The sequence below is a fragment of the Litoreibacter albidus genome (assembly GCF_900107015.1).
Taxonomy (GTDB): Bacteria; Pseudomonadota; Alphaproteobacteria; order Rhodobacterales; family Rhodobacteraceae; genus Litoreibacter; species Litoreibacter albidus.
This window is the reverse complement of sequence record NZ_FNOI01000001.1, coordinates 542104-560079: the sequence shown is the minus strand read 5'-3', so window position 1 is coordinate 560079 and position 17976 is coordinate 542104. Positions and strand designations below refer to the sequence as shown.

Sequence of the window (17976 nt, the reverse complement as noted above, 5' to 3'; positions counted from 1 at the left end):
AATGAATGCGCCCTTTAAGGCAAGCGCCCGCCAATCGGCGGCAACCGCGTGTGGCAAGACGCTGCCCCGCGGCGATGCCGCACGGCAATCGTTACTGGGTCAACAACTGGTCGCGCAAGGCACGCTCACGGATCACCAACTGCTCGTGGCCCTCGCCCTGCAAGCCCGTCAGGACGCCGCCTTGGGCGAAATTCTGGTCGGGCAGAATTTTGCGTCAGAGCACGATATCCTTCAGGTTTTGGCCCGCCAACACGACACCTATGTGGTCGATCTGGAAACCTCTCCCGTTGATCCGCGCCTGTTCCCGCTCGTCCCGCCGGAAGACTGCCTGAAGCTTGGCTTCGTCCCGTGGCGCAACCAGGGCAAATACACTGTATTCGCCACAGCGCACCCGGAACGGATCAACGCGATCCGCGTGAAGCTGCCGCCAACGTTGGAGCACATCAAATTCGTGGTCGCGGCAGAACGCGACATCCAAGACGCAATTCACCTGCATTACGGCCCTCAACTGGCCGCCGGTGCCGAATGCCGCACCGCGCCTCAAGACAGTTGCCGCGACTGGTCCACCACCTCGATGCGCCTGTTGATGGCGGCGGTTCTGCTCACATGCGCCCTCGGCCTCGCCTATGCGCCGGTCTGGCTCATCTGGGCGCTGTTCGCGGGCGCGAGCCTTGCCTTGGCGTTAAACGCGATCCTCAAAACAGCGTGCACAGTCATCGCCTTACGCGCGAAACCACAGCCGCGCGAACCAACCGGCCCCTTTCCGATAACCCGCTTGCCAAAGGTGTCGATCCTCGTCCCCCTTTTTCGCGAACGCGACATCGCAGGCGCCTTGGTGAAACGCCTCGCGGAATTGTCCTACCCCCGCGAGCTGCTGGAAATTTGCCTTATTGTGGAGGCCAGTGACAGCGTCACCGAAGAAGCGCTGAGGGCGGGCGGCCTCCCGAACTGGATGCGCGTGGTGCGTGTTCCAAAGGGCGGCGTGCAGACCAAGCCGCGCGCGCTGAACTATGCGCTCGATTTCACCTCAGGATCCCTAATCGGTGTCTTCGATGCGGAGGATGCGCCCGCGGCGGGGCAGCTGCACGAAGTCGCCAAGAGATTTGCCACAGGCGGCGATGATCTGGCCTGCGTGCAAGGCATCCTAAGCTTCTATAACGCCAAGACAAACTGGCTATCGCGTTGTTTTTTCTTCGAATACGCGGGCTGGTTCAGGGTCATGTTGCCGGGTTTGCAAAAGCTGGGCTTCGCCATCCCGCTGGGCGGCACCACATTGTTCTTTCGCCGCGATATCTTAGTAAAAATCGGCGCGTGGGACGCCCACAATGTCACCGAAGACGCCGATCTGGGGATGCGCTTGGCACGGCGCGGCTACCGCTGCGAGATGATGCACTCCGTCACCCAAGAAGAGGCGAATAGCCACGTTTGGCCATGGATCAAACAACGCTCACGCTGGCTCAAAGGCTACGCTGTCACGTGGTGCGTGCACATGCGCCGGCCCCTGCACCTGCTGCGGGAGCTTGGCGCGTGGAAGTTCATCGGTTTCCAAATCCTGTTTCTAAGCACGCTTATGTCGTTCTTTCTGGCTCCGGTCTTATGGTGGGGTTTGCTGACAGTGCTGCTCGGTTGGCCCAACCCCGTCTTCGACCCGATGCCCAAGCCTTGGGTCGCGGCCGCAACAGTGTTCTTTATTGCGGCGGAAATCGTCACCCTAGCGGTGTTCGCCACGGCGACCGCAAACTTGCCCAAACGGCCAAACATCGGTTGGATCATAACCCTGCCCGTCTATTTCATTTTCGGAACGTTGGCCGCCTACAAAGGCTTGGCGGAGCTGTTGTTCAACCCGTTCTATTGGGACAAAACAGAGCACGGCATGTTCGGCGGCGCCACCGACACGTCAATCCGCGCTGATAGCGCCAGCGTCAATCCGCAGACGGGTCTGGAACGCAATAGATAGGTGGTCGCGCAGGGCTTTGGACGCGGCCTTGCCGTCCCGCGCCTCAATCGCCTGCACGATGGCCAGATGCTCCGCCAATGCTACTTCGCCGCGCCCTTCCGCCGATAGCGACGTCGTCGCCAGCAACGCCATAGAGCGGTAAACCAAGTCCAGTTGCTGCACCAGAAACTGGTTGTGCGACGCCAAATGAATTTGGCGGTGAAACCGCCGGTTCGCCTGCGACAGCCGCGCCGGGTTGGACAAAAACGCGTGGTCCTCCTCGACCATTGCGTAAAGAACCTTAACCTCTTCCGTCGCTGCATGTTGCGCCGCCAACTCGGCCGCCAGCCCCTCTAGCGCCGTGCGAACCGTGTATAATTCCGCCATCTGGTTGTGATCCAGTGAAGCCACAATCAATGACCGCCCGTCGCGGCTCAGCATGGATTGAGTTTCCAAACGCTGCAACGCCTCGCGGATCGGTGTGCGCGATACGCCGAAACGGTCCGCCAGCTCGCTCTCCACCAACCGATTTCCGGGTTTGTAGATACCGGTATCAATCGCGTTCAGGATCAACCCGTAGGCATCATTCGCGGCGGGCACATCAATGGACATTATTCTCAACCTTCAAACTCGTCGCCCCACGCTAGCCCCCGCCCCCGCGACACGCAAGTTTCTGGCAGACAAAATACCGTTGCGGCCCCACGCGATACCGCTAAGATCGCCGCCATGCCAGCCAAACATTTCTCGCACGTCCAAACATGGGTCTTTGACCTCGACCACACGCTCTACCCTCCTGAAATGCAGCTTTTCGACCAGATCGAGGTGCGCATGGCAAATTGGGTGATGAAAGAGCTTGGCGTGGATCGCCCAGAGGCCGATCGCTTGCGGGCCAAATACTGGCGCGAGCACGGGACAACCCTCGCCGGTCTCATGCGGGTTCACGGGGTGGAGCCTGATGGCTATCTTCTGGATGTGCACGACATCGACTTTACCGTACTCACCCCCGACCCGATGCTGCGCCGCGCCATCACCGCGCTGCCGGGCCGCAAGATTATCTACACCAACGGCACCGCCCCCTATGCAGAAAACGTGTTGAAAGCCCGTGGGTTATCGGGCCTCTTTGATGCGACCTACGGCGTGGAGCATGCGGATTTCCACCCCAAACCCGACCGTGCCGCCTTCGAGAAGGTCTTTGCAACGGACGGCCTTGATCCGACCACCTCGGCCATGTTCGAGGACGATCCGCGAAACTTGGCCATCCCGCATGCGATGGGGCTTCGCACGGTTCACGTGGCCCCCGCAGCGCTGCCGCAAGATCACATCCACCATCACACCGATGACCTGCGCGGCTTTCTGACCCAGCTGACAGGCTGACCCTTGGCGCGGGTGGCGGCGCGCCCTAAACTATAGGGCATGAACACAGATATTTTCATTTCCGGCGGCGGCGTCGCTGGGCTGACCGCAGCCTGTATCTTTGGCAGCCAGGGGTTTAGCGTCACATGCGTGGACCCCGCCCCGCCCGTCACCGAACGCGATGTCGACGGCGCGGACCTCAGATCCACGGCCTTCCTGCAGCCCGCTATTCCGGTCCTTGAAATGGCAGGCGTTTGGCACAAGTTGAGCCCGCACGCGATGCCCCTGCAGACCATGCGCATCGTCGACGCAGGCGGCACGTCCGCAGAGCCACGCGCAACCCGTGATTTCAACGCCACTGATATCTCCGAACTGCCGTTCGGGTGGAACCTGCCAAACTGGCTGATCCGGCGCGAGCTTGTCGCGCGCCTGAAAGAACTGCCAAACGTCACCTTCCGCACGGGCACCGCCTGCACCAAGATTTTCACCCGCTCCGCCTCCGCGAAGCTATGGCTTAGCGACGGCAGCACTTGCACGGCGCAGATGGTCATCGCGGCGGACGGGCGCAACTCCCTGATCCGCGAGAGCATGGGAATTCGCGTAAAAACAACGCGCTACGGGCAAAAAGCGCTGGCCTTCGCGGTAACGCACCCCGTGCCGCACGGCAATGTCTCCACAGAAATTCACCGCACCGGCGGCCCGTTCACATTGGTGCCGCTGCCGGATCATGACGGCCAGCCCAGCTCCGCCGTCGTGTGGATGGAAAACGGCCCCGAGGCGGCGCGCCTTCACGCCCTCCCCGAGGCGGAGTTCAACACCGAGATGTCGGAGCGGTCATGCCACCTGTTCGGCCCCCTAGCACTCGCCACCAAACGCACCATTTGGCCGATCATATCGCAAGTGGCGGAGCGCTTTAGCGCGGAACGCGTGGCGCTCATCGCGGAGGCCGCGCATGTGGCCCCGCCCATCGGCGCGCAAGGGTTGAACATGTCGCTGACCGACTTGGACGAATTGCTGACCCTCAGCCACCTGCACCCATTGGGCAGCAAGGACATGCTGGACGCCTACGACCAAAAGCGGCGCCTCGCCGTCAAAGCACGGGTGGCAGGGATCGACCTTTTGAACCGCACCTCGATGTCGCAAACAGCGTGGATCAGGGACTTGAGGTCTGCAGGAATTGGGGCGATCCATGACGCCGCCCCAATCCGAAAGTCGCTGATGAAGCTGGGACTTGGCGCCCGCTAGAGCACCTGATCCACAACCTCTTGCAAGGATGCCAATGTGGCATCCACATCATAAAGCTTGTCCAACCCGAACAGCCCCAAACGGAACGTCATAAAATTGTCCGGCTCATCGCATTGCAAGGGCACTCCGGCTGCAATTTGTGTGCCAAGCGCCGCGAATTTGGAGCCGTTTTGTACCGCCGGATCATCGGTGTAGCTGACCACAACGCCTGGCGCGCCGAAGCCTTCCGCCGCAACGGACACAACACCCTTCGCCGCCAGCATATCGCGCACCCCGTTGCCTAGGCGCCACTGCGCGTCGCGCAATGTCTCGAAGCCGTGATCGCGGGTCTCAATCATCGTATCGCGGAACGCACGCAAACCGTCAGTCGGCATGGTGGCATGGTAGGCATGCCCGCCGCCTTCATAAGTCTCCATGATGGTCAGCCATTTTTTCAGATCAATCGCAAAGCTGTCGGAGCTTGTCTCGTCGATCTTCGCCCGCGCCCGCGCCGACATCATGACAAGCCCCGCGCAGGGCGTCGCCGACCAGCCCTTTTGCGGCGCGGAAATCAACACATCCACGCCCGTCGCTTTCATATCAACCCACGCGCAGCCCGACGCGATGCAGTCCAGCACCATCAACGCGCCGACCTCATGGGCAGCGTCGGCCATGGCCGTGATGTAGTCGTCCGGCAGGATAACGCCTGCGGAGGTCTCCACATGAGGGGCGAACACCACGGCGGGTTTTTCCTCAAGAATGCGGGCCACCACATCATCAATCGGGCAAGGGGCAAAGGGCGCACGGGTATCGTTTCCCGTCTGGCGGGCTTTCATGACGGTGGCCTCAGACGGCAAGCCGCCCGCCTCCATGATCTGGCTCCAGCGGTAAGAGAACCAGCCGTTGCGCACGACCAACGCCCGCTCATTACGGGCAAACTGGCGGGCGACGGCCTCCATTGCATAGGTGCCTCCACCTGGAATAATCGCCACGGACTCCGCTTTATAGACATCTTTTAACATGCCGGAGATGTCGGTCATGACCTTCTGGAACGCCTTGGACATGGAGTTGAGGGAGCGGTCGGTGAACACGACCGAGAATTCGCGCAGACCGTCGGGGTCGACGTTGTTTAGCAATGCAGACATGGGGAAACCTCCTGAGTTTGAACCGGAAATTAGGAGGAAACGACGGCGGATGCACGGTCTATTTTCCGTGTGATGCTGCGTGCATTAACTTCGCGCCGCTCAGACTTTCATGGAAAGTCTGAGCCCAAATCCTCCTAGAGGATTTGGCGGATCACAATGGCCCCGCCAAGCGCTCTTCACTCAGCAACACGTTTGCCTCCACATCCCCGACACCTGGAAGCGTCATGATACGGCGTCGCAGCACACGTTCAAAGTCGGATAAGTCGCGCGCGACCACGCGCAGGCGGTAGTCGTAAAGGCCCAGCACATGCTGCACCGTTTGCACCTCTGGGATGGCCGTCACTGCGCGTTCAAAGTCTTCTAGGCTGACACGTCCCTTGGTGGCCAGTTTCACGCCAAGAAACACCGCCACGCCAAAACCCAATGCTTCCGCATCCAGATCAACGCGCCGCCCCGCCAGCACACCCTCGTCCTGCAACCGCTTGATGCGCCGCCACGTCGCGGGCTGGCTTAGCCCCAGCTCGCGCCCCAACGCCCCCGCGCTCATCGTGGCGTCTGCGCTTAACGCACGCAGGATAGCGAAATCTGTTGTATCCCAGCTCATATCGGCAACGTCTCGGTGGTCTTGATTGTGGCGACATGCATCAGCGCTTCGACCTCTGCGATATGCGGCAGCGTCAATATCTGGTTCCGGTAGAGGCTTTGGTAATGCGCCATATCGCGCGCAACAACAGACAGGCGCAGGTCAACGCGGCCAAGGAATGTCTGGATGGCAATCACTTCGGGGATCAGACGCGCCGCGTCTTGAAACTCGTCAAACGCGCGCGCCGCTGTTTTGTCCAATGTGAACCGCAAGGACACTTCAACCGCAAAGCCCAGCTTGGACCAGTCGATGACCGCGTGCTGCCCTTTCAAAATCCCCTTCGCGCCCAGCTTCTCCAAACGGCGCGCGGCGGTCGCGGGTTGCATGGCGCAGCGTTCCGCCAGCTCCGAGATCGGCGCGGTCGGGTCGGACTGCAAATAACGCAACAAACGGCGATCAGTATCATCGAGCATGATTTTTTACTATATGATACATATGACGAATACTAGGCCACAAATATCGGAATAATATCGTCACTTCAACTCTAGCCCCTACCGTTCAAACGGGTATGGTCCCCTCAATCGAAACCAAACATGAGGACGCCCGACATGCGCGTTTACTATGATCGCGATTGCGATGTTAACCTGATCAAAGACAAAAAAGTAGCCATCCTCGGCTACGGCTCCCAAGGCCACGCCCACGCGCTGAACCTGCGCGACAGCGGCGCGAAGAACCTTGTCGTTGCTCTGCGCGAAGGGTCCGCCTCCAAGGCAAAAGCCGAAGGCGAAGGCCTGAAGGTTATGGAAGTCGCTGAAGCCGCCGCTTGGGCCGATGTGATCATGTTCACAATGCCCGACGAATTGCAGGCTGAAACCTACAAGAAATACGTCCACGACAACATTCGTGAAGGCGCGGCCATCGCGTTTGCACACGGCCTAAACGTTCACTTCGGCCTGATCGAGCCTAAAGAAGGCGTCGACGTAATCATGATGGCCCCCAAAGGCCCAGGCCACACCGTGCGCGGCGAATTCACCAAAGGCGGCGGCGTGCCTTGCCTTGTTGCGGTTAGCAACAACGCCTCCGGCAAAGCGCTGGAAATCGGCCTGTCCTACTGCTCCGCCATCGGTGGCGGCCGCTCCGGCATCATCGAGACCGACTTCCGTGAAGAGTGCGAAACCGACCTGTTCGGTGAGCAAGCCGTTCTGTGCGGCGGTATTGTCGAGCTGATCCGCATGGGCTTCGAGACCCTCGTGGAAGCTGGCTACGAGCCTGAGATGGCATACTTCGAGTGCCTGCACGAAACCAAGCTGATCGTGGATCTGATCTATGAAGGCGGCATCGCCAACATGGACTACTCGATCTCCAACACAGCGGAATACGGTCAATACGTCTCCGGCCCGCGCATCCTGCCATACGACGAGACCAAAGCCCGCATGAAAGCCGTGCTGAGCGACATTCAGTCTGGCAAATTCGTGCGTGACTTCATGCTCGAGAACGCTGTTGGCCAGCCAACGATCAAATCGTCCCGCCGTGCAAACGACGAGCACCAGATCGAAGTTGTTGGTGGCAAACTGCGCGACATGATGCCGTGGATCTCCGCTGGCAAAATGGTAGACAAAGCCAAGAACTAAGCATTCACGGTTCGGCAGCCGCCGAACTATGCACTGCAAACGGCAAAGGCGTCTCGCAAGGGGCGCCTTTTTCATTTACCGATGACCGCATGAGCACCCCTACCCCCGAAAATCCCGGCCTGCTGAACTGGCTTTTGATCTGCATCCTTGGTCTGGTGTGGGGCGGCGCGTTCATGTCCGTGCGCCTGTCATTGGACGGGTTCGGGCCATGGACGGTCGCCGCATGGCGCACCGGATTGGGCGGCATCACGCTGGCGCTTGTGGGCGCACTCCTTGGGCAAGGCATCCACAAAATCCCGTCACCACGGGCATGGATGTTTGCGGCCATCATCGGGGCCGGTGCCGTCGCCCTGCCCTTCGCCGTTTTGAGTTGGGGGCAACAATTCGTCCCCTCCGCTTTTGCGGGCGTCGCTATGGGGGCCGTGCCTTTGCTGGTGCTGCCGTTGGTCTATCTCTTCTCAAAGGAGGAAGGCATTGGCCCGCGCCGTATTGTGGGGATGCTTTTGGGCTTTGTCGGCCTGTTTATCTTGGTAGGTCCGGGGGCTGCGGCCTCCACGGGGCACGCGCTGGAGTGGCTGGGCCGCATCGCCTGCCTTGGCGCTGCAGGATGCTACGCGGCAGGCTCTGTCATCACGCGGCGCGCACCCGCCATGCCGCCCATCGCCTTCGCCACGGCAAGCCTGCTGGTTGCAGCTATGATCCTGATCCCGATTGCGGCCATCACGGAAGGCTGGCCCGACAGCTTCCCCACCACGCCTAGCCTTGCGTTGATCTACGCCGCGCTTTTCCCCACGGCCCTCGCGGCTGTCATTCGCGTGCGCGTGATCACCACAGCGGGGTCGCTGTTTATGAGCCTGACAAGCTATCAGGTGCCTATCTGGTCGGTGATCCTAGGGGTGAGCTTCATGGGGGAAACCCTTCCCCCACAATTGTTTTATGCGCTGGCAATCATCTTGGCGGGCATCGGCATCAGCCAATCCCGCGCCCTTATGGCGATGATCAAGCGGTAGCGGATTGCACCGCAGACACCACGCTCCCGACGACCTGCGCCAGCTTCGCCTCATCCTCGCATTCGGCCATAACGCGGATCAAAGGCTCCGTGCCGGATTTGCGGATGAGCAGACGTCCGTTGCCAACAAGTGCGGCTTCCGCATCAGCGATGGCCGCCTTGACGCTTGCATCGTCCAACGGTGTTTGGCCCGCACTATAGCGCACGTTTTCAAGCAGTTGCGGGCAACGTTCAAACTGGCTGACCAAGGCGCTCGCGGGTTTATCGAGCTGCTTCATCGCGACAAGGAACTGCAAGCCCGCAACCAATCCGTCGCCGGTTGTAGCATAATCGGTCATAACGATATGGCCCGACTGTTCCCCGCCCAAATTGTAGCCGCCTTCGCGCATCCGCTCGACAACGTAGCGGTCGCCAACGTTGGTGCGTTCAAGCCGCAGGCCTTTGCTCTCCAAATGCCGCTCCAGCCCGAGGTTGCTCATCACTGTGGCAACCAGCGCGCCGCCTTTCAGGCGCCCTTCCTCGGCCCAGCGTGTGGCCATCAGCGCCATCAGTTGATCACCATCAGCCACGGCACCGGTCTCATCAAGGATCATCACGCGGTCGGCGTCACCATCCAGACAGATGCCAACATCAGCACCATGCGCCACGACCGCCTCAGCCGCTGCACGCACATCGGTGGAGCCGCAGCCTTCGTTGATATTGTACCCGTTTGGCGACACGCCGACGGGGATCACCTCCGCGCCCAGCTCCCAAAGAACCTCCGGCGCGGTGCGGTAGGCCGCGCCATTCGCGCAGTCAATCACGACCTTCAGGCCCTTCAGGGTCATGCCATAAGGCAACGTCGACTTCACCCGCTCCCCATAGCGAAAGCGCCCGTCGTAGATGTGCTTGGCACGGCCAATGTTCTGGGACTGGGCTGGCACGATTTCTTCTTCCAACATGGCCTCAATCGCCATCTCGTCCTCGTCAGACAGCTTGAAACCGTCCGGCCCGAAAAACTTGATGCCGTTGTCGTAATGCGGATTGTGAGAGGCCGAAATCATCACGCCCACGTCAGCGCGCATGGAGGTCGTGAGCATGCCCACCGCAGGCGTCGGCACGGGCGACAACAGTAAAACGTCCATGCCCGTGGAGGTAAAGCCAGCGGTCAGCGCGTTCTCGAACATATAGCCCGACAGGCGCGTGTCCTTGCCGATCACAACGCGGTGGCGGGCTTGGTCCTTGCGAAAGTACCGCCCAGCGGCCGCGCCAAGTTTCAACGCCATCTCTGCCGTCATAGGATATGTGTTTGCGCGACCGCGCACACCGTCGGTGCCGAAAAATTTTCGTGCCATCTGGGGCGTTCCAATACTTGTGTCCGCTAATGCTGTGCGGATCTGGTGGTTAGGTATGTAGGGCGCGCCACAGGGAGAAGGCTTGCCGGTGCGCTTCTATATCATGCGCACGGATAATCTGAACACCCTGTCTAAGTCCTTCCAACGCCACGGAAACGGAGCCGGATGCGCGGTCTTCCGCCTGATCTACCCCTGCAATATTACCGATGAATCGTTTTCGTGAGACGCCCAGAAGGATCGGGCAGCCCAAGGTGTGGAACAGGCTAATGTTGCGGATCAATGCCAGATTATGCGCTTGGGTTTTGCCGAACCCGATACCGGGGTCCAGAATGATCCGGCTCCGCGCGATGCCCGCCGCCTCTGCCGCTGCAACGCGCGCCGCAAGGTGGTCGTAGACGTCCAGCAGCACGTTGTCATAATGCGGGCTGTCTTGCATGGTTTCGGGGGCGCCCTGCGCGTGCATCAAGCAGATCGGCGCGCCAGCGCTTGCGGCGACCCGCGCCATATCCGCGTCAAAGGTCAGCGCGGAGACATCGTTGAGCATTGTCGCCCCCGCCTTCAGCGCAGCCTCCGCCACCGCCGCCTTGCGGGTATCAATCGAGATCGGCACATCAACGCCCGCCTCCCGTAGCGCCGCAATAACCGGTGCCGTGCGGGAAATTTCCTCGGCCTCTGGCACCACCGCCGCGCCGGGACGCGTGCTTTCCCCGCCGATATCAAGAATATCCGCCCCCGTGGCAATCATCGCCTTGGCATGGGCGATTGCGGCGTCGGGGGCGGTGAAGCGCCCGCCATCCGAAAAACTATCCGGTGTGACGTTCAAAACGCCCATGATCGCGGCGCGATCAGCGGGTAAATCGGGCGTTCCCCGCGGGGAACGCAGAATGTCGATCAACGGGCCAGGCAAGTCCAAGGCGGGCATCAGCGCATGGGTGACGCCGCGCTCCAGCGGCTCCACGCGGTCAAACCACAAAGGGCCACCGTTCAAGGACACAGCGCCAGAGGTGCGTTTCGGATCGGTTTGGATGATCGGTCTGAAATAGAGTGACATAGCGGCTGTTTAGCCCAAGATCGGTGCGGCTGCCAACAGGTCGCGCGGTGTCATCACCTGCCCCGCGCCATGCGACATGCCCCCGACGGAGATCACCTGCACAGCCCCAAATTCACCCGCGAGCCATTCGGTCAGCGCGACGGCGTCGCGGGTGTCCGCCTCTGGGCCGTCCGTGGCGTCCAACACCAGTTTCGACGGGGCCCAAACGCTCATCTGGTCGTGCTTCATCGCCCAGTCCAGCTCCGTACGGGTCGACACAACCACGCAACGGCGATCACGCGCGGCCAGCACCCATGCGTTCTGCTCCAGCGCCAGCAGGTCAATACGGCGCTGCGCTGCGGGGTGCTCTGCCTGCGGTGCGTCGCTCTGCGCCATGGGGACGCAAAGGACAACCGGCGCAGCGTTGGATTGCAACGCGTCCAGCACCTTGCCCAAATCAGCGGAGCCGATCACGTCATTGCCCAGATATGCCACCAAAGGTGCCACGTCCGGCGCGTGCTCCGCCACGCGGCGCGCCAGCATCTCGCGGTCGCGCACGACCTCCACCCCAAGGGCACCGGGGCCACGGTCCAGCTTTTCGATACGCACGAACACGCGCGCGGCAAGCGGGTCGGCCAGAATATCCTCTGCGACTTTCGCGGCGAGCGTCTCAAGAAGGTTCAGCCGCTCCGCCTGAAGTTCACGGTCGATGGCTTCGGTGATGGTGTCGTAGGACAGGATTTTATCGACGTCATCGTCGACGCCCCCTGCGCCTGTCAGTTCGGGCAATTGCACCTCGACCACCACGTTGAAGCAGATGCGCTGCAAGGTGCCGCGTTCTTGCTGGAACGCGCCGATTTCTACCTCGCGGATGTGGTCCCGCAGCGAAATGCGGTCGCGCAACTCGCCACGGGCGGTTGCCTCGGCGCGCTCTGACGGGTGCGCGAATGCCAGTCGGATGTCGGAACTCATAAGGCGGGCCTTCCGGTCGCAAGTTGCTGTCGCGCGTTGTCTAACAGGCCAGTGTCCGAAGGAAACAGCTCATTTGCGACCAATTTGCGATTGTCTACGAGACTTAGGACCGCGCGTAAAACAGGTGAACGCCGTGGCGTGCTGTGCGGCGGAACTTGGAGGCCCAACGCGGATTAACAGCCGTTGTATGATAGAACGTCGCCCCACCAGACAAGGAGCGCGGCGCGCCGTTCAGCATCATACGCGCGATCTTGCCGACGCGCACATAAGCGGCGGGTTCGCTGACGTGTTCGGGGCGGCCATCGCAGGTGTAGGTGAACTGGCAGGCGTATTTGCGGCCCGTGCCCTGATTGATCACACCGCACACGGTGTCAGGAAAGCGCGAGGACGCCACGCGGTTCAAGATAACTTCGGCCACCGCGATCTGGCCTTTGACGGTTTCGCCGCGGGCCTCGAAGTACAAGGCTTCCGACAGGCAGCGCCACTGCGGGCCACCAGTGGCGGGCGGCAGTGCTTTAAGCAATTTGGCGTCGGTGATCAGCTTGCCCGCTCCTGCGCCCTTGCGACCAACGGGAGTAGAGATTTTGAGCAACCGTTCAGGTTGCAATCCGGCGATGCCGACTTGATGTGCTTTCTCGGCGCGCAAAATCGCGGAGTTGAAGGCCAAGGATGCCCCCGCCGAAGATGATGTGACCCCATCAGCCGAGGCGCTGCCCACAGACAACGCCACACACACAGCGCCAACAGCGCTAAATGCTGTTCGACAAAAACCCATTACTCACTGCCTTGGGGCATAACCCCTCTACAATGACCCCCAGATGGCCATCAGAGGCTGGATTTAAGCGTTGTTGGTTAAGGAATCCACCCGTGGCCAGATTACCGCGTCAATTCGCCGTAAAATGGGCATATTTGCCCAACATCTGGTGGATTGGCCCTATTGGGGAACAAATCCGGCCTCTTCGGGGAACTCCAGATCGTCGTCCCCTTCCAAAGGTTCGCGAATCGCTAGCTGCGCTGCGGCCAATCTTGCGACGGGCACACGGAACGGCGAGCACGACACGTAGTCCATCCCCAAGGACCGACAAAACGCGATGCTTTCAGGGTCGCCGCCATGCTCCCCGCAGACCGATAGCGTCAGTTTGGAGCGCACCTGCCGCCCCCGCTCGGACGCTATCGCCAGAAGTTCACCGACCCCGTCCTGATCCAACGCCAAAAACGGATCTTCCGCGAACACTCCCTGATTGACATATTCCGACATGAAGCGCCCCGCGTCGTCACGCGACAGCCCGTAGGTCATCTGAGTCATGTCATTGGTCCCGAAACTCAGGAAGCTGGCGTGGGTGGCGATGTCCCCTGCCCGCAATGCGGCACGCGGGGTCTCCACCATTACGCCAAAGCGGTATTCCAGCTTCTGGCCCGTTTCGCTCATCACGTCAGCGGCCACGGCGTCGATACGGGATTTGACGATTTCCACCTCCCGCTTGGCCGAGACCAGCGGGATCATGATTTCGGGCGTGACAACGGCCCCTTCCTTCGACGCCTCAATCGCGGCCTCGAAAATCGCCCGCGCCTGCATCTCGTAGATTTCCGGCACGGTAATCCCCAAGCGCACGCCGCGCATGCCGAGCATCGGGTTCACCTCCCCCAGATCGTCAATCCGTGCTTGCGCCTCGCGGGCGCTCATGTCCATCGCATCCGCCAGTTCCACGATCCCCGCGCGGGTTGTCGGCAGGAACTCGTGCAAGGGGGGATCAAACAGCCGCAAACACACGGGGCGCGGTGCCATGATCAGGAACATGTCGCGAAAGTCGGCGCGTTGCATAGGCAGCAGTCGCGTCAGGGCGGCGGCGCGGTCTTCGGCGTCTTCGGCAAAAATCGCCTCGCGTAGAACCGTCAGGCGGTCTTCGCCGAAAAACATGTGCTCCGTCCGGCAAAGCCCGATGCCTTCTGCATTAAAGAGCATGGACGCCTTCGCGTCCTCCGGCGTATCAGCGTTGGCGCGCACGCCGATATCGCGCATCTCGTCTGCCCATTCCAGCAGCTCGCGGAAGGCGGCGCTCAGGCCGGCCTCTATCAGCGGGACGCTACCCACAAGGATTTGCCCGCGCGTCCCGTCGAGCGTGACCACATCCCCCTCCGCCAAGACGCGGCCATCGGCGGCGGTCACGGTGCGGGCCTTGGAATTGATGTCGAGGTCCGTAGCCCCCGCGACGCAGGGCAAGCCCAACCCCCGAGCGATCACTGCGGCGTGGCCGTTGGCGCCGCCCCGCTCGGTCAGAATACCTTTGGCGGCATGCATGCCGCGCACATCCTCTGGGCTGGTTTCGCGGCGTACCAGAATGCACGCCTCCCCTTGCGCGGCAGAGGTCTGTGCGGCGAAGCTGTCAAACACCAGCTTGCCCGTTGCCGCCCCCGGACTGGCGGCGATCCCTGCGGCCAGCACGTCGCGCTTGGCCTTGGGGGCCACTTGTTGGTGGAGCAATTCGGATATCGCCCGCGGCTCTATGCGCAGCACCGCGTCCTCGCGGGAGATGATCTCGTCATGCGCGAGCTTGGTGACGATCGCGACTTCGGCGCGCGCGGTTCTTGGCGCGCTGACCGCGTCGAGGATGTAGAGGTTACCGCCCTCTAGGGTGAACTCGATCTGCATCTCTTCGCGCAGGCCCGTGCGTCCGACGCGGCCCAAACGGCGCAGCTCGGTGTATATCTCGGGCTGGCTCTCCTCCAAAGACGGGCCGCGCTCGTCTTGGGTCAGGTACATCGTGTCGTCTTGCCCGCCGCTTAGCGCGTCGCGGCCTTGGCTTTGGCGCTTGTAGCGGCCCACCTCTTGCGCGTCGCCGGTGTCGGAGTTGATGAACTGGATCACCCCAGAGCCGCTTTCGCCCTTGCCCATGCCGAACGCCATGCGTTGCACGACCAGCCCCAGCCCCGCGTTCTCAGGCGCGCCTTTGGACATGCGCAGCAGGCGGGCTGATGTGCCCTCCCACGCGCGGGCCATGGACTTCAGGACGTTGAACAGCTGCACTTCGACTTCTTGCGGGAAGGCTTCATCCGTCTCGTCCTCATAGGCGGCAAGCGCCTTTTCGACGGTCAGGTTGGGCATGTCGAACATCTCGTCATCAAGACGGGCCACATCCACGGCGTAGGAGCGGATAAATTTCAGGTGCAAAGCCGCCGCAGCGTCGGAGCCCAAGCGCGAGGCGAAAAACGCCTCGTTGGCGCGGTTCATGCCGATGTTGAGAATGGTCCCCGGCCCGCCCCAATCGGGCATGATCGGCGAGGAGCGCACGGAGATCACCGGCCAGCTGCCGAAGTATTCCAGCAAACGCGCCATTTCGGGCTGCTGCCCCCCTGCAATCGCGCGCACGGTCGCAGAGGAGATCGCGACGGTGTCGGGCACGGGCATATCCAGACGGATAAGGCGCTGCAGGCATTTCGCCCGCGCGCCATGCAGCTTCCGGTGGATAGCAGCGGTGGGCGTAATCAGCTCAAAGTTTAAATGGTCAAGCATACTGCATTGCAGCATAGGGCAGATGGTGCGCCACGCAAGCGTGACGCACGGTTGTGTTAACGATTTATGACGGGTGTTACCCTTCGACCTTGGTCAGATCGGCAACGCCGCCACAGATTGTCCTGATCCGGTGCAACAGGCAGAGCCGGTTGCGCCGCACGATCGGGTTATCGGAGTTCACTTGCGTGGCCTCGAAGAAGGCATCAATCGGGCCGCGCAGCTTGGCCATAGCGGCCATTGCGGTCGCGAAATCGCCCTGTTCCATCGCGGGTTTGATCACGGCCTCGGCGGTGTCGAGCGCCTTGAACAGTGCCTTTTCCTCGTCGTTTTCCGCGAATTTGATATCGGGGTCCAACTCGTAGGAAACGCCGTCTTTTTCTTCCTCTTTCGAGAGGATGTTGTTGGCGCGTTTGAACCCTTGGATCAGGTTTTCACCGTCGTCGGTTTTCAGCGCGTCAGACAGCGCCTCGGCGCGTTTGACTAGAAGGTTCAGATCGTCGCTGCCTTCCATGGCGATGCAAGCGTCGATGATATCGTGGCGCACGCCCTTGTCTTTGAGGAAGACTTTCAGGCGGTCGTGAAGGAACGTTAACAGAGAATGTTTCCGTTTCTCGGCCGTCGCTTGTATTATTAGAAGCTCCTCTTCAACAATGGCCTTCTTTTCGTCGGAGGCTTCTTTCCCGATAACATTCCGTAGCATTTTCGCAGTGACTGCAAGACGTTCATCAAAGCTTCTATGAAGTAATTCGGCGATTGAGACATTGTGATTGTTCTCTGACAGCAGCCGAAACAATCCTAGTGCGGAGCGCCGCAGAGCATAAGGATCCTTTGACCCACTAGGCAATTCATTCATAGCCCAAAACGCCGTGAAAGTGTCGATCTTATCCGCCAATGCCACCGCCACCGAAACCGGTGCAGTCGGCACATCATCTGACGGCCCCAAGGGAGAGTAATGCTCTTCGCAAGCTGCACCAACCTCAGGCGGCATCCCTGCGGCATCCGCATAGTAGCGGCCCATCAAGCCTTGCAGTTCGGGGAATTCGTAGACCATCTCCGACGACAGATCGGCCTTGGCGACCCGCGCCGCCTGCTCTGCCAGATCAGGGTCAGCGCCCACGGCGGGGGCGATCTCACGCGCCAAGGCGGCGATGCGCTCAATGCGTTCTTTCTGGCTGCCCAGCTTGTTGTGGAAGGTCACGTTTTCCAGCGCGTCGATCCACGGCTGCATTTTGTCACCCTTGGCGATGCGCAGATCGTTTTCCCAGAAGAACTTCCCGTCGGCCAGACGCGCGGAGAGAACCCGCCCGTTGCCTGCCAGAATGGTCGCGCCTTGGTCGGAGGTCTCGATATTGGCGACGGTCACATATTGCTCGATCCGGCCGGACTTCGGGTTCTTCACCGAGAAGAATTTTTGGTGCTCTTTCATCGAGGTTTTGAGAACCTCTGGCGGCAGATCAAGAAACTGCTCCTCGATCTTGCCCATCAGGACGACGGGCCATTCGACCAGCCCTGCGACCTCTGCCAAAAGCCCGCGATCCTCGACTACTTCCATGCCCTGCGCAAATGCCTGATTGGTGGCGTCAGCCCAGATGTGATCGGCGCGCTCGGAGGCGTCCAGAACGACCTTCGCGCGCTTTAGCTTTGCCGCGTAATCATCGAAAGATGTTACAGAAAACGCGTCCGGCGCCATGAAGCGGTGGCCGCGCGTGGTGTCGCCCGATTTGATGCCGTCAATGTCCAGATCAACGACCTCGGCCCCCGTCTCGTCGGACAGGATGCACAGGATCGAATGCAACGGGCGCACCCAGCGCAGCGTGCCCGCGCCCCAGCGCATGGACTTGGGCCACGGGAAGGTGCGGATAGTGTGCTCCAGCACCTCCGCCACGATCTCGGCGGCGGGGCGGCCCGGCTTGTCGATCACGGCGAACCAGACTTGGCCCTTCTTATCGTCGCGGGCCTCCAGTTGGTCTTCGCTCAATCCGGTGGAGCGCAAGAAGCCTGCCATCGCCTGCTCCGGCGCGCCGACTTTGGGGCCTTTGCGTTCTTCTTTGACTGCGGGGGATGCGGCCAGCAGGCCATCGACCGACAATGTCAGGCGGCGCGGCGTCGAGAACGCCCCAGCGGAGGCATAGGTCAGCCCTGCCTCTACCAGCCCGTTGGTGACGAGCTTTTTCAGGTCGTCGGCGGCCTTGCCCTGCATACGGGCGGGAATTTCTTCGGAGAAGAGTTCGATCAGAAGATCAGGCAT

Annotated in this window: 15 protein-coding genes; 5 read left to right on the top strand and 10 right to left on the bottom strand. The window is 61.1% G+C overall.

Annotated features, from left to right (window positions below; translation table 11 throughout):
* The first annotated feature begins 1 nt into the window (after nt 1).
* On the top strand, nt 2–1957 hold the full coding sequence (locus BLW66_RS02780) for a glycosyltransferase (protein WP_089944693.1): 1956 nt from the start codon (nt 2–4) through the stop codon (nt 1955–1957).
* On the opposite strand, the gene BLW66_RS02775 is transcribed toward BLW66_RS02780, so the two are convergent.
* Nucleotides 1898–2548 (bottom strand): GntR family transcriptional regulator, encoded by a 651-nt coding sequence (locus BLW66_RS02775; protein ID WP_089944689.1) that lies wholly within the window; start codon nt 2546–2548, stop codon nt 1898–1900. The genes BLW66_RS02780 and BLW66_RS02775 overlap by 60 nt on opposite strands.
* Before the next feature lie 114 nt (nt 2549–2662).
* Here BLW66_RS02775 and BLW66_RS02770 point away from each other — a divergent pair, with 114 nt between their 5' ends.
* The gene (locus tag BLW66_RS02770; RefSeq protein WP_089944686.1) at nt 2663–3310 is read left to right on the top strand and encodes a pyrimidine 5'-nucleotidase; all 648 of its coding nucleotides are present in this window, start codon (nt 2663–2665) and stop codon (nt 3308–3310) included.
* A 39-nt stretch (nt 3311–3349) separates the two neighbouring features.
* Nucleotides 3350–4534: a UbiH/UbiF family hydroxylase gene (locus BLW66_RS02765; protein ID WP_089944683.1), complete on the top strand. Its 1185-nt coding sequence runs from the start codon at nt 3350–3352 to the stop codon at nt 4532–4534.
* On the opposite strand, the gene BLW66_RS02760 is transcribed toward BLW66_RS02765, so the two are convergent.
* The 3 genes from BLW66_RS02760 to BLW66_RS02750 all read right to left on the bottom strand — a co-directional run bounded on the left by BLW66_RS02760 (nt 4531) and on the right by BLW66_RS02750 (nt 6714).
* On the bottom strand, nt 4531–5658 hold the full coding sequence (locus BLW66_RS02760; protein WP_089944679.1) for an aminotransferase class V-fold PLP-dependent enzyme: 1128 nt from the start codon (nt 5656–5658) through the stop codon (nt 4531–4533). The two genes, BLW66_RS02765 and BLW66_RS02760, sit on opposite strands and share 4 nt — an antisense overlap.
* 151 nt (nt 5659–5809) lie before the next feature.
* Nucleotides 5810–6262, bottom strand: a complete 453-nt coding sequence (locus tag BLW66_RS02755; RefSeq protein ID WP_089944676.1) for an Lrp/AsnC family transcriptional regulator — start codon at nt 6260–6262, stop codon at nt 5810–5812.
* Nucleotides 6259–6714, bottom strand: a complete 456-nt coding sequence (locus tag BLW66_RS02750; RefSeq protein ID WP_089944675.1) for an Lrp/AsnC family transcriptional regulator — start codon at nt 6712–6714, stop codon at nt 6259–6261. Before BLW66_RS02750 ends, BLW66_RS02755 begins: the two co-directional genes overlap by 4 nt.
* Before the next feature lie 135 nt (nt 6715–6849).
* Between BLW66_RS02750 and ilvC the strand changes: the two genes are divergently transcribed.
* The gene (gene ilvC / locus BLW66_RS02745) at nt 6850–7872 is read left to right on the top strand and encodes a ketol-acid reductoisomerase (protein ID WP_089944672.1); all 1023 of its coding nucleotides are present in this window, start codon (nt 6850–6852) and stop codon (nt 7870–7872) included.
* Between the two features lie 89 nt (nt 7873–7961).
* Nucleotides 7962–8882, top strand: coding sequence for a DMT family transporter (locus tag BLW66_RS02740; protein WP_089944669.1), 921 nt, complete (start codon nt 7962–7964; stop codon nt 8880–8882).
* Here BLW66_RS02740 and glmM read toward each other — a convergent pair.
* The 6 genes from glmM to glyS form a co-directional block, all read right to left on the bottom strand.
* Complete coding sequence (gene glmM / locus BLW66_RS02735; RefSeq protein WP_089944666.1) at nt 8872–10215, bottom strand: phosphoglucosamine mutase; 1344 nt, start codon at nt 10213–10215, stop codon at nt 8872–8874. The two genes, BLW66_RS02740 and glmM, sit on opposite strands and share 11 nt — an antisense overlap.
* A 49-nt stretch (nt 10216–10264) precedes the next feature.
* On the bottom strand, nt 10265–11266 hold the full coding sequence (gene folP / locus BLW66_RS02730; protein ID WP_089944663.1) for a dihydropteroate synthase: 1002 nt from the start codon (nt 11264–11266) through the stop codon (nt 10265–10267).
* A gap of 9 nt (nt 11267–11275) precedes the next feature.
* Nucleotides 11276–12217, bottom strand: coding sequence for a dihydroneopterin aldolase (locus tag BLW66_RS02725; protein WP_089944660.1), 942 nt, complete (start codon nt 12215–12217; stop codon nt 11276–11278).
* Nucleotides 12218–12320: 103 nt separating this feature from the next.
* On the bottom strand, nt 12321–12953 hold the full coding sequence (locus BLW66_RS02720; RefSeq protein ID WP_425283322.1) for a cell wall hydrolase: 633 nt from the start codon (nt 12951–12953) through the stop codon (nt 12321–12323).
* A 198-nt stretch (nt 12954–13151) separates the two neighbouring features.
* Complete coding sequence (locus BLW66_RS02715; RefSeq protein ID WP_089945645.1) at nt 13152–15728, bottom strand: putative PEP-binding protein; 2577 nt, start codon at nt 15726–15728, stop codon at nt 13152–13154.
* A gap of 76 nt (nt 15729–15804) precedes the next feature.
* The gene (gene glyS, locus BLW66_RS02710) at nt 15805–17976 is read right to left on the bottom strand and encodes a glycine--tRNA ligase subunit beta (RefSeq protein ID WP_089944654.1); all 2172 of its coding nucleotides are present in this window, start codon (nt 17974–17976) and stop codon (nt 15805–15807) included.

Excerpts from the sequence above, each read along its gene's own strand:
- BLW66_RS02780 (WP_089944693.1), top strand. The coding sequence starts at position 2 with ATGAATGCGCCCTTTAAGGCAAGCGCCCGCCAATCGGCGGCAACCGCG.
- BLW66_RS02775 (WP_089944689.1), bottom strand. The coding sequence starts at position 2,548 with ATGTCCATTGATGTGCCCGCCGCGAATGATGCCTACGGGTTGATCCTG.
- BLW66_RS02770 (WP_089944686.1), top strand. The coding sequence starts at position 2,663 with ATGCCAGCCAAACATTTCTCGCACGTCCAAACATGGGTCTTTGACCTC.
- BLW66_RS02765 (WP_089944683.1), top strand. The coding sequence starts at position 3,350 with ATGAACACAGATATTTTCATTTCCGGCGGCGGCGTCGCTGGGCTGACC.
- BLW66_RS02760 (WP_089944679.1), bottom strand. The coding sequence starts at position 5,658 with ATGTCTGCATTGCTAAACAACGTCGACCCCGACGGTCTGCGCGAATTC.
- BLW66_RS02755 (WP_089944676.1), bottom strand. The coding sequence starts at position 6,262 with ATGAGCTGGGATACAACAGATTTCGCTATCCTGCGTGCGTTAAGCGCA.
- BLW66_RS02750 (WP_089944675.1), bottom strand. The coding sequence starts at position 6,714 with ATGCTCGATGATACTGATCGCCGTTTGTTGCGTTATTTGCAGTCCGAC.
- ilvC (WP_089944672.1), top strand. The coding sequence starts at position 6,850 with ATGCGCGTTTACTATGATCGCGATTGCGATGTTAACCTGATCAAAGAC.
- BLW66_RS02740 (WP_089944669.1), top strand. The coding sequence starts at position 7,962 with ATGAGCACCCCTACCCCCGAAAATCCCGGCCTGCTGAACTGGCTTTTG.
- glmM (WP_089944666.1), bottom strand. The coding sequence starts at position 10,215 with ATGGCACGAAAATTTTTCGGCACCGACGGTGTGCGCGGTCGCGCAAAC.
- folP (WP_089944663.1), bottom strand. The coding sequence starts at position 11,266 with ATGTCACTCTATTTCAGACCGATCATCCAAACCGATCCGAAACGCACC.
- BLW66_RS02725 (WP_089944660.1), bottom strand. The coding sequence starts at position 12,217 with ATGAGTTCCGACATCCGACTGGCATTCGCGCACCCGTCAGAGCGCGCC.
- BLW66_RS02715 (WP_089945645.1), bottom strand. The coding sequence starts at position 15,728 with ATGCTTGACCATTTAAACTTTGAGCTGATTACGCCCACCGCTGCTATC.
- glyS (WP_089944654.1), bottom strand. The coding sequence starts at position 17,976 with ATGCCTGATCTTCTGATCGAACTCTTCTCCGAAGAAATTCCCGCCCGT.